7 protein-coding genes are annotated in these 15,080 nt (G+C 50.1%); 6 read left to right on the top strand and 1 reads right to left on the bottom strand.

All coding sequences use genetic code 11. From position 1 onward, the window contains the following. Nucleotides 1–190 precede the first annotated feature (190 nt). From NIES593_RS13205 to NIES593_RS13195, 3 genes are all read left to right on the top strand, one after another. The gene (locus tag NIES593_RS13205; protein ID WP_073600028.1) at nt 191–1,054 is read left to right on the top strand and encodes a DUF6671 family protein; all 864 of its coding nucleotides are present in this window, start codon (nt 191–193) and stop codon (nt 1,052–1,054) included. Between the two features lie 166 nt (nt 1,055–1,220). Beyond that, complete coding sequence (locus NIES593_RS13200; protein WP_073600027.1) at nt 1,221–2,090, top strand: branched-chain amino acid ABC transporter permease; 870 nt, start codon at nt 1,221–1,223, stop codon at nt 2,088–2,090. Nucleotides 2,091–2,343: 253 nt separating this feature from the next. Next, entirely contained in the window at nt 2,344–5,430 is a 3,087-nt protein-coding gene (locus NIES593_RS13195) for a tetratricopeptide repeat protein (protein WP_139253701.1), read from the top strand. 24 nt (nt 5,431–5,454) lie between these two features. Here the strand turns inward: NIES593_RS13195 and NIES593_RS13190 are convergent, their stop codons facing one another. Continuing rightward, nucleotides 5,455–6,009, bottom strand: a complete 555-nt coding sequence (locus tag NIES593_RS13190; RefSeq protein WP_073600026.1) for a COP23 domain-containing protein — start codon at nt 6,007–6,009, stop codon at nt 5,455–5,457. A 139-nt stretch (nt 6,010–6,148) separates the two neighbouring features. Between NIES593_RS13190 and NIES593_RS13185 the strand changes: the two genes are divergently transcribed. The 3 genes from NIES593_RS13185 to NIES593_RS13175 are packed head-to-tail and all read left to right on the top strand — an operon-like array spanning nt 6,149 to nt 15,010. Then, nucleotides 6,149–10,519, top strand: coding sequence for a two-partner secretion domain-containing protein (locus NIES593_RS13185; protein ID WP_083602440.1), 4,371 nt, complete (start codon nt 6,149–6,151; stop codon nt 10,517–10,519). Nucleotides 10,520–10,541: 22 nt separating this feature from the next. Then, nucleotides 10,542–12,317 carry a ShlB/FhaC/HecB family hemolysin secretion/activation protein gene (locus NIES593_RS13180; protein ID WP_073600024.1) on the top strand — a complete coding sequence of 592 codons (1,776 nt, stop codon included), beginning with the start codon at nt 10,542–10,544 and terminating at the stop codon, nt 12,315–12,317. Further along, on the top strand, nt 12,269–15,010 hold the full coding sequence (locus NIES593_RS13175) for a CHAT domain-containing protein (RefSeq protein ID WP_073600023.1): 2,742 nt from the start codon (nt 12,269–12,271) through the stop codon (nt 15,008–15,010). The genes NIES593_RS13180 and NIES593_RS13175 overlap by 49 nt, the downstream gene beginning before the upstream one ends. The last annotated feature ends 70 nt before the right edge of the window (nt 15,011–15,080 follow it).

Raw genomic sequence — 15,080 nt, 5'->3', positions numbered from 1 at the left:
AACTTAGCATAGCTCGTCGCGCGATCGAGATTTTATGAACGAGTGATTCAAGCATAAGATCTATACTATTTTAACGAACCTAACCTTATTTTCTAGCTACTAAATGAGACTCCTTCTGATTTGAGTCAAGTTTTTAGTTGTAGTTGAATGAAGATCGAAATTATTTATTTGAAACCAACACTTACTAGCAATGTCTAGAATTTCTTGGTTTAAAAATCGTCTTGCTATTTTAGCAACCATGCATCAAAAAGAGCGAGTCATTGCACCGCTTCTGGAGACAGAACTGAACCTGCAAGTTATTGTCCCATCTCAATTCGATACGGATCGTTTTGGAACTTTTACTAGAGAAATTAAGCGAGTTGGAACTCAAATCGAAGCGGCTCGATTAAAAGCTCAAAAAGTTTTAGAATTTACTGGCGAGACAATTGCTATAGCCAGTGAAGGGAGTTTTTATCCCCATCCAGCTTTTCCCTTTTTATCTTGCGATCGCGAAATTGTTTTATTAATCGATAAAACTAATCAATTAGAAATTATTGGACAAGAAATAACCACAGAAACTAACCATAATCATCAACAAGTCAGATCGATCGAAGCAGCTTTAGAATTTGCACAAAAAGTTGGATTCCCCGAACATGGCTTAGTCGTCATGGCCAGCCAGAATTCCACCGAAAAAGAAGAAATCATTAAAGGAATTATTACACAAGAAAAACTGATTGAATCAGTAGAAATTTTTCTGAAAAAATCTCCTACCAAAACCATTCATATTGAAACCGACATGCGAGCAATGTACAATCCCACTCGCATGAAAGCGATCGCAAAAGCAACTCACAATCTAATTGAAAAACTCAATCGATTCTGTCCCCAATGTTCTGCCCCCGGATTTGATATTGTCGAACGATTATCTGGGTTGCCTTGCGGTTGGTGTTCTTCGCCTACTTCTCTAATTCGGGCTGCCATTTATCAATGTCAAAAATGCAATTATAGGCAAGAAACTTTATCCCCCGATGGCGTAGAAACAGCCGATCCATCTTACTGTCCGTATTGTAATCCCTAAATTCAACTTGACAATTAGATCGCTCTTGTGTTGACTATTGATTGAACAACTAACCATTAACTACTGTAGGGGCGGGTTTTTGACCCTAAGTATTGGTAAATTTCTAGTATTTTTAGATCAACCCGCCCCTACTATCTACTGATAACTGTTTACTGATAACCCAATAATGGACACCCCTCAACTACTCTTCAATGGACTTGCTGTAGGAAGCGTTATTGCGCTGGCAGCCGTAGGACTTACCCTGACTTATGGAATTTTGCGACTGTCAAATTTTGCCCATGGGGATTTTATGACCTTGGGAGCGTATTTAGCTTGGCTGGCAAATACCAATGGAGTCAATATCTGGCTGGCGATCCCCATAGGCGCTACGGGAACCGTCGCAGCCATGTTGCTATCGGAACAATTACTGTGGAAACCAATGCGCGATCGCAGGGCAACTTCTACCACGCTAATTATTATCTCCATCGGACTCGCCCTGTTTGTGCGCAACGGCATTTTGTTTATCTGGGGGGGAAGCAATCAACGCTATGATTTGCCAGTCATTCCCGCAGTAGCGATCGGGAATATGAGAGTAGCTTTCGATCGCCTGTTAACGATCGGATTGGCAATTGTCGCGATCGCAGTTCTCCACTTTATTCTACAGAATACCAAAATTGGCAAAGCGATGCGAGCCGTCGCCGATAATATCGACCTCGCGCGGGTATCGGGAATTAACGTCGAGCGAGTCGTTTTCTGGACTTGGGTTATTAATGGGATTTTGACGGCTTTAGGCGGAGTCATGTTTGGACTCATAACCGGTGGAGTCCGTCCCAACATGGGCTGGTTTTTGATCCTGCCCATGTTTGCTGCGGTGATTCTAGGGGGAATTGGCAATCCTTACGGCGCGATCGCAGGAGGAATTGCGATCGGCATCGCTCAAGAATTAAGCGTCAGCATTCCTTGGCTGGGTGCAGACTACAAGCTAGGCGTAGCGCTGTTGATTATGATCGCGATTCTGCTAGTACGCCCTCAAGGTTTGTTTAGAGGTACGATTTAACAACCCTAGTATGTCTCAATTGACGACGCTCATTAGGCAATAAGGTTAGCATTTTTGAAACTAAAGCGCAGTAGTCAACCCAGAACAATTACAAGAATTGCCGCACGATCGAGCGCAAGTAAGCGCAACAATGTAGATGATCTTGTATAAAAATCTGACATAAACTGTTACGCCCGAACGGTCGCACTTTTGCCACACACCGAATAAAATCAGGAAAATATTGGTTTGTGGTGCCATTGCGATCGGACAATCCATGTTAAAGACTTCTTCTATCAAGCCCCTTGGTACAGTTCTGCAACAGGCCGACCTGGTTTCAGCCGCCCAGATAGAAGTCGCTCTGCGAGAGCAGACTCGCTCCCCAAACCTGCGAATTGGAGAAATTCTGGCGTTGCGAGGATGGGTCAAACAGAACACGGTTGACTTTTTTGTACAAAAGTGGCCGACTTTAGCCAACCAGGAATCGAAACGACCTTTGGGGCAATATCTTAAAGAAGCGGCACTATTAAACGAGCTTCAGATCGAGATCGTTCTCTCCGAGCAAAGGCAAACCGGACTTCGATTCGGGGAGCTGGCTGTTAAAAAAGGGTGGCTCAAGCCAACTACTTTAGACTTTTTCCTAGATTTTTTGGTTCCCGAACGCCAGACAAATGGCGGACAGGCTCATCCGATAGAGAACTGCTTGCCGGAGCATCTAGAAGCGATTCGGCAAAAACTGCTAAAAAATCAACGTTGCGAGCCACTTCAACTGCTCAGTCTATATCGGCAAATTCTAAAATTCGGAGAAGTTCCCGCTAATAACACCCCAGAACAAGCCGAGCTACTCGATCTGGGATTAATAATGAAATATCGAGGCGCGTTACAAGTATCCAATCCCATTTATGAAAAGGTTATCGATCGCAGTTGGGTAGAACAAGAATTGGCGAATTTGCAACCTTTTAGTCAAATTAGACTCAAACTTTTCAAACTAGAAAACAAAGCTCGCTATCCCTACAGCGTACTCGAAGAAGTACTAGCTTGGACAAACGAACAGTTTTCCCTGACCCAAAAGCTGTGTCAATTGGTAGCCGAGTCGAACTCGTTTATCGAATCAGGAGAGGAAGCCAGCCGAGTTGGGCAGCTCGCTAGAGCGCGCCTAATCGAAGATTGGGAAAACCAGGCGGCAAGCGAGCATCTCAAGGCAATTCGCTCCAGACTGCTCAACAATCAACAGTGTCAGCCATTTCGACTGCTGAAGCTCTATCGACAGATTCTGCGTCTCGAAGAAGTGAGAGTCAATGAAATGCCAGAACAAGCCGAGTTGCTCGATCTGGGATTGATCGTTGAGGATTGCAACAGCTTAAAAGTAGCCAATCGCATCTATGAGGAAGTTTTTAGTCGCAGTTGGGTCGAGCGAGAATTGACGCGCTTGCACCTGGCTGACCTCAAACTCGAATCGTTTCAACTCGAAGAAAAAGCCAGCTACCCCTACAGCGTACTCGAAGAAGTACTAGCTTGGACAAACGAACGGGTTTTCCTCACCCAAACATTATGTCAACTGATAGCCGAGTCGGACTCGTTTATCGAGGCAGGAGAGGAAGCCAGGCGAGTCGAGCAGCTAGTCCGCCAATGTCTAATCGAAGATTGGGAAAACCAGGCGGCAAGCGAGCATCTCAAGGCAATTCGCTCCAGACTGCTCAACAATCAACAGTGTCAGCCATTTCGACTGCTGAAGCTCTATCGACAAATTCTGCGTCTCGAAGAAGTGAAAGTCAATGGAACGCCAGAACAAGTCGAGTTGCTCAATTTGGGATTGATAACTAACGATCGCGGCAGCTTAAAAGTAGCCAATCGCATCTATGAGGAAGTTTTTAGTCGCAGTTGGGTCGAGCGAGAATTGACCCGCTTGCACCTGGCTGACCTCAAACTCGAATCGTTTCAACTCGAAGAAAAAGCCAGCTACCCCTACAGCGTACTCGAAGAAGTACTAGCTTGGACAAACGAACAGGTTTTCCTCACCCAAACGTTATGTCAACTGATAGCCGAGTCGGACTCGTTTATCGAGGCAGGAAAGGAAGCCAGGCGAATCGAACAGCTAGTCCGCCAATGCCTGATCGCCAATTGGGAAAACCGAGCGGCAGGCGAGCATCTTAAGGCAATTTGGCAGAGATTGCTTGCAAGTAAAAATTGCGGACCATTTCGACTGCTGAAGCTCTATCGACAAATTCTGCGGCTGGGAGAAGTTCGGGTCAATGGAACGCTAGAACAAGTCGAGTTGCTCAATTTGGGATTGATAACTAACGATCGCGGCAGCTTAAAAGTAGCCAATCGCATCTATGAGGAAGTTTTTAGTCGTAGTTGGGTAGAGTCGGAATTGGCAAAGTTTGTGCGGACATCGATTTCAGAAACTCCCAATCCGGCTCAAACGGAAAATATTTCCAGCATCGCCCCCCACAAAAAAACCGATAAAAAACCCACAAAGAAAGCTCTCAGACGCATCTTGTCTTTCGGAGCGATCGCAGGCGTTGCCCTGATTGGCTTCAATCTTTTCTTCGAACATCGGGAAGCAAAACTTTTTCAACAGGGCAACGAGTTATTAAATCAAGGAGAATACAAAGGGGCGATCGCTAAATACGACGAGATTTTAGCCAGCGATGGCAATTACTACCAAGCTTGGACCAACCGAGGCTATGCCCTAGCCGGCTTGCGCGACTATAATAAGATGCTCGACTCTTGTACGACAGCCGCAATTGTCGAACCAAAAGCGGTTTATGCTTGGAATTGCCAAGGAGAAGCACTCCATAACCTCAAGCAGTACGAGCAGGCGATCGCAGCGTTTAACAAAGCGATTGCTATTGAACCGGACGATCCGGTTTTCTGGATTAACAAAAGCGAATCCCTGCTAGGTTTAAAGCATTCCGAAGAAGCCCTCGCAACTATCGAGCAAGCCATTGAGATTCTTGAGAAAATACAGCAAGAAAATGGAAGCAACTCAATGATTCGAGAGTTTTCAATAGCTTGGTCTTCTAAGGCTAGAGCCTTAAGGGAAGAGCAGCGAGACGAAGAAGCCCTTGCCACCTACAACCGCGCCCTAGAATACTCTCCCGACTATTTCCCAGCTAGGCGGGGCAAAGGAATAGTACTCCAGCGCTTGGGGCGCTACAAGGAAGCCATTGAGGAATTCGATCGCATTCTCAATAACCCCAAACAGACAAGCCAGGACAAAGCCGAAGCTTGGTTTTACAAAGGGTTGGCTCTATGCCAATTGCAGCAACCTCCCATGGCATTAGCTGCCTTTCAGGAAGCCTTAAGGCTCAAACCCGATTACCAAGAAGCAGAGAAAGCCAAAATGACTTGTGGCTAATCGCTCTGCTTCTTACTTTGTCCCTTAGAAAAACCACCAGCGACGGGGTTTAATATCCGTGTAAATTCGGCTGACCGTCCTCGAATCGGGACGCTGCGCCCCCTTAAATTGGCTGCCCAGCATGTCGTATAGGGCTTGAGAAGGATCGATAGCGCGATCGAAATTAAATAGCACCTGAGCGCCGTTGCTATCGCAACCCATGCCTCTTCGTTCTACCGCACACACGGTTGGTTTTCCAGCCAGGGTGTCGCTTGCCAAATAATTAGCGCGATCGCTCTCATAGAGAGCCTTTAAAGTACTAGCTGTCGTTTGGCAATTTTGAACGGCCGCCTCAGATAAGAAATATTCGGGCAAAAAGTTAATCATTTTGACCGTTTGCGATCGCCCCTGCTCTGAGACCGTCGCTACGACTGCGGGCGGATTAGCGCTAGTTTCGCAGGCAATGCTCGCGGTAGCAGCCGTGCTGGGTTGAGCGACAACTGCCGCAGCCCCTAAAACGAGCCATCCTAAAGGTGAAACGACGTTCCCAGACGTGGCTTGTGCGATCGCAATGGTTACAGAAGATTGTTGCTTAAGCATTTGGTTTTATCCCCCTGTTAACCTAAATTTATGAGAAATATATCTGGTATTCTTAGATATTAAGCTTATAAGCTCAAAAAATCCTACAATCTTAAGCTAGCTTTGATTTACGCGTAATTTAATTTTTCTTTAGAAACTGATGAAACAGGTGGCTTGCCGATTCTGGATGGGTAGCGCGATTTTTCTCTGCACTCTTGCCGTTAGTAACCCGATGGAAGCGCAAGTCGCTTCTGACGAGACGCTGCCAACCCAAGTCAATCGATCGGGCGGGGTCTTTGAAATTACTGGCGGTTCGCAAGCTGGCGGCAACCTATTTCATAGCTTTCGGGAGTTCTCGGTTCCCAACGAGAATACGGCTTTCTTCAACAATGGTTCGGACATTGTCAACATTATCAGTCGGGTGACTGGCGGCTCTACATCAAATATCAACGGATTAATCCGAGCCAACGGCAACGCTAACTTAGTCCTGATCAATCCCAGCGGCATTCAATTTGGTCCCAATGCCCGGTTAAATATTGGAGGGTCGTTTTTGGGCAGCACGGCAGATAGTCTGGTTTTTGAAGACGGTACGGTTTTTAGTGCCATCAATCCGCAAGCGCAACCGCTGCTGACGGTGAGCGTTCCAGTTGGCTTGCAGATGGGAGCGAATCCGGGATCGATTCGCGTACAAGGTTCGGGTCACGGGTTGACGGTTGCCAATCCTATCTTTTCGCCCGTAACGAGAAATAGTAGCTCGTCCGGATTGCAAGTAAAGTCGGGTCAAACCCTCGCTTTAGTCGGGGGCGATCTCGTCTTAGATGGCGGCGTACTAACGGCAGAGAGCGGGCGGATCGAGTTGGGCAGCGCGACAGCAGGCTCGGTCAGCCTCCAGTCTCTTCCCCAAGGCTGGATGTTAGGCTATGTGGGAGTGCCTTCCTTTGGAAATATCGAACTGCGATCGCGAGCTCTAGCAGATGCTAGTGGGTTGAGTGGCGGTTCGATCCAGGTGCAGGGGCAAAACCTTTCGGTGAGCGATGGTTCATTGCTGCTAATTCAAAATCAAGGCTCCCAACCAGCAGGAAGTATATTCGTCAGCGCTGCCAATGCCGTGACAATCAGCGGTACCAATGCCGATGGCACGGTAAGAAGCAGCTTGACCAATGAAACCGTGGGATCTGGGCGGGGTGGAGATGTGGCGATTGCCGCCAGACAGTTAATCGTGCAGGAAGGGGGAACTATCGCCGCTAAAACTGTGGCTCCTGGAACGGGGCAAGGCGGCAATGTGTATCTGAATATCTCTGACTCGGTACAAGTTATTGGAGCCAGTTCTATTAATCCCAGCGTAACCAGTTCCATCGTTGCTGCTACCTTCGGCGCGGGAGATTCGGGCAATAATACGGTATCGACCGGACGTTTGACCGCGAGTAGCGGAGGAACGATCGCCTCTGCCAGTTTTGGCAGCGGTCGAGGTGGAGAACTCAACGTTAACGCCACTGACTCTATAGAAGTCATCGGTGTCGAACCCAAATTGTTTGCCCCCAGTGGGTTAATTAATCCGACATTTAGTACCGGAGATAGCGGCAACTTGACAATCGCTACGCCAAGATTGACAGTGAAGGATGGGGGAAGGGTCGGTACTTCCACTTCTGCCAGTGGTTCTGCTGGTAGCATTACCATCAACGCTCCTGAGTTGGTGGAAGTGAAAGGTAGAGTACCGGGATCTGTGAATCCCAGTCTGATCGTCTCTGCTGCCAATTTAGTAGATCCAGGCTTGCAACAGCTGTTTGGACTACCTCCCATACCCAGTGGGGCATCTGGAGACGTGACTATCAACGCGGGTCAATTGCGGATAACCGATGGGGCGATCGTCACGGCGAGAAGTGATGGAACGGGACAATCCGGCAATGTGAGAATCACTGCTCGCTCGGTTCTTCTCGATAACCAAGGCAGAATTACATCAGAATTGGGGGGCAACTTTGAACAAGGACAGATTTTATTTTTTTCTCCGATAACTTTGGGAGGTGGCAAGGGAGGAGATATTGCGATTTCAAGTCAGGAGTTAGTTATCCGGGGTGGGGCGGCCATATCGACTGCTACCTTCACCAATGCCACGGGTGGCAATATCGCAGTAGATGCCGCTGAGTCGGTACAAGTCAGTGGAGCTTCATCTGCCAATCCTAATTCGCTCAGCTTTCTCGGTTCCTCGACCTTCGGTACCGGAGAGTCGGGAAATGTCAGCGTATCAGCAGGACGGTTGTCTATTCTCGGTGGAGGAATCGTGAGCGCTGGAAGCTTGGGATCGGGCAATGGAGGAGACGTGATAGTCAATGCCGCTGAAGCTGTGGAAGTCATCGGAGTAGAGCCGCGCCAATTGTCACCAAGTCTTTTAGGGGTTTCAACGCTCAATGCTGGAGATGCTGGTAACTTAACTGTCAACGCACCCAGAGTAATAGTTCGGGAGGGAGGAAGGCTCGATGCTTCCACGGCAGCTACTGGCGATGCCGGGAGCATTACCGTCAATGCCAGCGAGTCCGTCGAGGTAAGCGGCACCGGAGCTGGAAATCTTGCACCCAGTCTAGTAAGCTCCGCTGCCAATCTTGAGAATGAGTTTATCCAACAGTTTTTTAGATTGCCCCCCGTGCCGAGCGGTAACTCTGGAAACGTGACGATAAATACAGGTCAATTGAGGGTTATCAATGGCGCTCAAGTCACGGCAAGAAATCAAGGAACGGGCAGTGCAGGAAACATAAGGATAAACGCTGGCTCGATTTTCCTCGACAATGGTGCTGGCATCACGGCATCAACGGTAGCGGGTCGAGGGGGCAGCATTAACTTGCAAGCCCGAGAATCAGTACGGGCAAGCGGCTACAGCCAGATATCCAATCTTAATGGGGGTGCCGAAGCGGCGGGCGACTTGACGATTGAGACGGGTTGGTTGGTTCTTAGCGATGGATCGTTTGCAGCTACAACGGCTTTGGGGCAAGGTGCGGGGGGAAATCTAATCGTTCGTGCCTCCGAGTCGGTCGAAGTGGTAGGCGATGGATTTGCAGAATACCAACAAACCTTAGAGAAGGTTTTAACTGGGGAAGCCACTTTAGCCGAGCTACGAAATGGTTTATTTACGGGAACTGCTGCTGCTGGTGCATCAGGCGATCTGACGATCGCGACTCAGCAGTTGAACCTCAGAGAAGGTGGTTTTATCGCTACCAGCACCTTTGGTACGGGAAAAGGAGGCGACCTAGCAGTAAGAGCCGCTCGCAAGGTCGAGCTGAGCAGTTCTGGTTTTGCTAGTACGACATCGGGTAGCGCCCAGGCAGGAAACATGTCTATCGATACCAGTAGGTTACTCGTTCGAGATGGAGCGGCAATCGCCACCTCAACTTTGGGCAGCGGTGCGGGAGGAAATTTGACAATTAATGCAACCGAATCGGTCGAGCTTAGAAACACGCCAGTCAATGCTTTGACTCCCGCGGGTCTGTTTACTAACTCAATAGTTGGTACGGGCAAGGCAGGCAATCTAGAGATTAATACGCAACGGTTGAGCGTGCGAGAAGGGGCGGCAGTATCTACTCAAAGTGGCGGTGTCACGCGATCGCAAACGATCGCTAGCGGAGGAGTGGGTGGAGATTTAATTATCAATGCGTCTGAGGCGATCGATTTGGCAGGGACTTCGCCGGATGGTCTTTTTCAAAGTGTCCTGAGTACGGCAACGCTCGGTGAAGCTCCAGCTGGCAACCTAAAGCTTGTCACCGGAGAATTGTCGGTGCGAGATGGGGCTGTAGTCGCCGTCAGCAGCCAAGGGACAGGAAATACTGGCTCCCTCAACGTTGTAGCCGACTCGATTTTCCTGAGCGGGGGATTTCTGTCGGCAGCAACCGCTTTCGGACAAGGGGGCAGCATTAACTTGCGAGTGCGGGATTCTTTACAGATGCGCGGTGGCAGCCAGATTTCTGCTACCGCAGGCGGTACTGGCGACGGCGGTAATATCGCCATCGATGCGGGCAACTTTTTAGTCCTGCTAGAGAGGAGTAACCTCTCCGCCAATGCCTTCCAAGGTAAGGGCGGAAACATTCAAATTAACGCCAGAGGAATCTTTATCTGTGGCGACTGTCAGATTAGCGCCAGTTCGCGACTGGGGATCGATGGAACGGTCGAGCTGAATACCCTAGAGCCAGACACCAAGCTCGAAGTTATTGAGTTGCCCCAAGAGTTGGCTAACCCCGAAGAAGTAGTGGCGCTATCGTGTCAGTCCCAGAGGGGACGTGCCCCTAGCGAATTTATCATTACCGGACGCGGCGGGTTGCCGCCGCGACCTAGCGACCCGCTCGGTAGCGAAGCGTTAGTTCCTTTCGAGCCTGCTGCTCCTGCCGCAGCAAGCCCCCCCAGCGAGGAGACAGATCCCGCAGCACCGCCGCCGCCAGCTAGAGGCTGGTACGTCAGCGAAAAGGGCACAGTGGTTCTCTCTGCCAGACCTAGCAATGCGACTCCCCACAGTTCTGGTTTACCTTCCTCGGAGTGCCATGCTAATTAAACAGAAGTCATCATTGTCCTCAATGCTTTCTACGTCCTGGTTTCTAAGGATTCTGGCTTCTGAATGTTGGTTTCTTTTATTGTTTTTGCTAGGCACGGACTGTGCGCGATCGCAGTCCGTCGCTCCCGCGAACCCGCCCGTTCCAGAACAATCCCAGCCCATCAATCCCATTACCCCGCCCGTCCCCGAACGACCCCAGCCCCAACCGATCCCGCCTACACAAAAGCCCGTCGAGATTCCTCCCACCGCACCGCCAACCCCCGAAGAAGTCTTCGACGTTCCAGGAACGATAACGGTTCGGCAGTTCGAGTTTGTTGGCAACACGGCATTTAGCCAAGCAGAGTTAAGCCAGATCGTGAGCGAGTTTGTTGGCAAACCCGTTACCTTTGCCCAACTCATCCAAGCCGCCAACAAAGTTACCGAACTTTATGTACAACGGGGGTATATTACTTCCGGTGCCTATATTCCCCGTCAAGAAATCGAAGCAGGTATCGTCAAAATTCAGGTACTCGAAGGAAGCTTGGAAGAAATTGAGGTCAATATTGCCAAAGGACGGTTGAATCCGGATTACGTCCGCAGTCGCATTGCTATAGCGACCGAAAAACCCCTCAATGTCAACCGCTTGCAAGAGGCGCTGCAACTGCTACAAGGCGATCCCCTCATCGACAGCCTAAGCGCCGAACTCTCCGCCGGAACCAGACCGGGAACCAATACTTTAACAGTGACAGTGACCGGGGCGGACACCTTTAACGTCACACTCAAGTTGGACAATAATCGCAACCCCAGCATCGGCAGTTTCCAACGCGGAATAGAAATATCCGAAGCCAACCTCTTCGGCATCGGCGATGGAATTCGTTTTGCCTACTACAACACCGATGGCAGCGATCGCTTTGAGGGCGGCTACACCATACCAGTCAATCCCTACAACGGCACCGTGAGTTTTAACTTTGCGATCGCCGACAACAAAATTGTCGAACCGCCTTTCGATCGATTGGATATCGAGGTAGATTCGCTCGACTTCGACCTCACTTATCGCCAGCCCGTTTTTAGAAAAGCCACCGCTGAAGCCAGTCAGGAACTTGCCCTCAGCTTCACCGCAGCCAGACGAGAGAGCGAATCCAAGCTCCTAGGAGTTCGCTACCCCGTGTTCGTCGGTGCCGATGAGGAAGGAAAAACTCGGGTCTCTGCCCTGCGTTTCGCCCAAGAATGGACGCAGCGAAGCCGTCAAGATGTCTTCTCGGCTCGCTCGCAGTTTAGCGTCGGTCTCGATCTCTTCGATGCCACCGTCAACGATCGCGAACCCGATAGCCGATTTTTCGCTTGGCGGGGTCAACTGCTCTATTTGCGCCTCCTCGGCGAGGCAACGGGCGACCCTGCTGTCGGTCCCACCCTACTGCTCCGTTCCGACATCCAATTGGCAGCCTCTTCTCTGCTTCCCTTCGAGCAGTTCGGCTATGGCGGTCAAGCTACGGTGCGAGGATATCGCCAAGATGTCCTGCTGACCGACAATGGTATCGTCGCTTCTGCCGAAGCGCGGCTGCCGATCGCGCGATTTCCAGGCGTGCGAGGAGTGCTACAACTCGCTCCCTTTATCGATTTTGGTGCAGGCTGGAATGCAGATGGCAACAATCCCTCTACCAATACCCTAGTGGGCACAGGACTCGGTTTGCTTTTGGAGATGGGAGATAACTTCAGGGCGCGTTTGGACTGGGGCATTCCTTTAGTAGATATCGATTCGGGGGATAGAACATGGCAAGAAAACGGCGTGTATTTTCAATTAGAATACAATCTTTTCTGAGAACGGTTGCAGGCAGAAAGTACCGCCGCTTAATTGGGCTTCTTTTGGCAGTTTTATTTGGCTTGATTTGCTCTCTCACCATTCCCGCTCGGTCGAGCGACGTTCGCTCGGACAAAGAAAGCCCTGCCCTAGAACTTGCCCGACAAGGACAGCAGCACTACAATGCCGGACAGTTTGCCGAGGCAGCCGAACTCTGGCAGCAAGCAGCCGACGCTTATCGACGATTGGGCGATCGCGAAGGCTCGACCAAAAGCCTAATTAATCAATCCCAAGCGCTTCAAGATTTAGGCTTGTATCCCAAGGCTTGCAAGACCTTACTGCAAGCCTTTGCCGTCGAGAATCCAGATTGCACTCAAGCGCAACTCGACAAACTGCTCAAAACTCTCTCCGAGAAGCCAGTAGCTCTTTCCCCGACTCAAACCATTGGCTTGCGAAGCCTCGGCGACGTGCTGCGGCGGCGGGGAATGTTGAGGCAATCTAAAGCATTTTTACAGCTCGGTCTGTCCGCCAATGAGAGTTCGCCAGAGTCGGGCGCTATGTTGCTGAGTTTGGGCAATACCGAACGCGCCTTGGCAAACCAAATTCGCGATCGCTGGGACTATGAGGAAGTCGCCGAGATCGTAGACGGACAATCGGTGCCAGCGGCGCTAGAACCTTATCAACCAGCTTTAAACGCCTACCATCAAGCAACAACCGCCGCTGCTGCTTCTCCCTTGACTAAAATTCAGGCGCGACTCAATTGTCTGAGCCTTTTGCTCGATATCCGACAATGGTGGCTAGAGGAGGCAAATCGACGCATTATTTCTGGCAGAAGACAGCAACAATTCCAACAGGTTCGGCGGGCAGAAACTTTCCTACCTCAACTCGACGCTAAGTTGACTCAGGAGGTTAATGCTATCTTACCGCTCGTCGAAGCCGAACTGACCCAACTCCCTCCCAGTCATGCCGCCGCCTACGCTCGCATTAACCTAGCTCAGAGCTTGATGCGGCTTAAACGAGCAAAGGGAGTAGCATCCCTGCTAGAAACCGCGCTTCAAGAGGCTCGCAATTTGGGCGACAAGCGAGCGGAAACCCATGCCCTGGGCTATTTGGGACAATACTATTCCCAACAGAGACAGTTAAGTACGGCAACCGACTTGACTCGGCAAGCCTTGAGTCTCGCACAGGAACAAAATCTCGTGGGGGACGCGCGCGAGGTTGTCTATCTCTGGCAATCTCAGTTAGGACGCTTGCTCAAAGAACAAAGCAATCGGCGCGGCGCGATCGCGTCTTACAGCGCTGCCTTCAATACCCTTCAATCCCTTCGCACCGACTTAAATGCCAACGAGCGGGATGTTCAGTTTGATTTTCGCCAAGAAGTCAAACCCGTCTATCTAGATTTGGCCGATTTACTCTTAGCCTCCGACTTGAGCAAAACTGAACTAGACTCCTTGGTTTTATTTTCTTCCAACCCCAATCGGGAGGAGTCTGAAGCCAGTCGCTTAGAGTTAGCCCGCCGGGTTATAGAAGCGCTGCAACTCGCAGAACTCGACAACTTCTTTCAAGACCCCTGTTTGGAAGAAGCTGATGCGATCGTTCAAATTGACGATCTCGATCCGCAAGCCGCCGTCATCTACCCGATCGTTTTGCCGCAGCGATTGGAGGTCATTCTATCCCTGCCCGGCAAGCCTTTGCAACGAGCGACTATTCCTGTCAGCGATCGCGAAGTTAACGAAACGTTAGACGAACTCTACGACATTCTCTACAACAAAAGCGTCGATAACTCCGCTATCAATATTTTCAGAACCATCCCACTCAACCCAGAGGAGGTAGGCGAGAATCTCCAGAAGTTGCTACCGATTTTTACCAAAGTTTATGACTGGATCGTCAGACCTTTCGAGGCAGAGTTTGAGACAAATAAAATCGAAACATTAGTTTTCGCCCTCAACGATCGCTTGCAAAGAGTGCCGATGGCTGCCCTCTACGACGGTCGGCAGTATTTGCTCGAAAAATACGGCATCGCTCTCGTGCCAAGCTTGCAATTAATCGATCCCAGACAAGGAAAACAAGAACAGCTTAAAGTCTTGGCAGCCGGAGTCAGCGAGCAAATTAATTTAGGTGGAGAAATCTTTCCCGCTCTCGTTAACGTACCGAAGGAATTAGCGCAGATCGAGCAAGCCTTCCCAGCCTCTCAAGCCCTGCTCAATGAAAAGTTTACCGCAACGGCTTTTCAAAATTTGCTCGCAGAAGATTTCCCGATCGTTCATTTGGCAACCCATGGGTTGTTTAGTTCTAACCCAGAAAAAACCTTTATTATTGCCGGCGATCGCAACGCGATCGGGATCGAGCGCTTGCGGGACTTGCTGAGCGATCGAGGAGCCAGAACGCCCGAACTGCTCGTCCTGAGTGCCTGCGAAACAGCGACAGGCGACGAGCGAGCGGTTTTGGGGCTGGCAGGCGTTGCCGTGCGATCGGGGGCGCGTAGCACTCTCGCCACGCTCTGGCCCGTGGGAGATGCTTCTACCGCCCAACTCATGGGTCAATTTTACCAAGGCTTAAAAGAACCGGGCACGAAAAAATTAACTGCCCTCAGAAACGCTCAGCTATCGCTGATAGAGTCTCTTAAGGTGAATCCACCCTTCGAGGAGCTTAAGCAACAGCCTCCCCACCCCTATTACTGGGCACCTTACGTCCTGGTAGGAAATTGGCAGTAAGGAACCCCGTGCCTAAAGGCCTTGTCATTACCAACATTTTTCAAGTGATTGGGTTGTAAAATCAACAGCC

The sequence above is a fragment of the Hydrococcus rivularis NIES-593 genome (assembly GCF_001904635.1).
In the GTDB taxonomy this organism is placed as follows: Bacteria; Cyanobacteriota; Cyanobacteriia; order Cyanobacteriales; family Microcystaceae; genus Hydrococcus; species Hydrococcus rivularis.
This window is presented reverse-complemented; position numbering and strand designations above follow the sequence as displayed.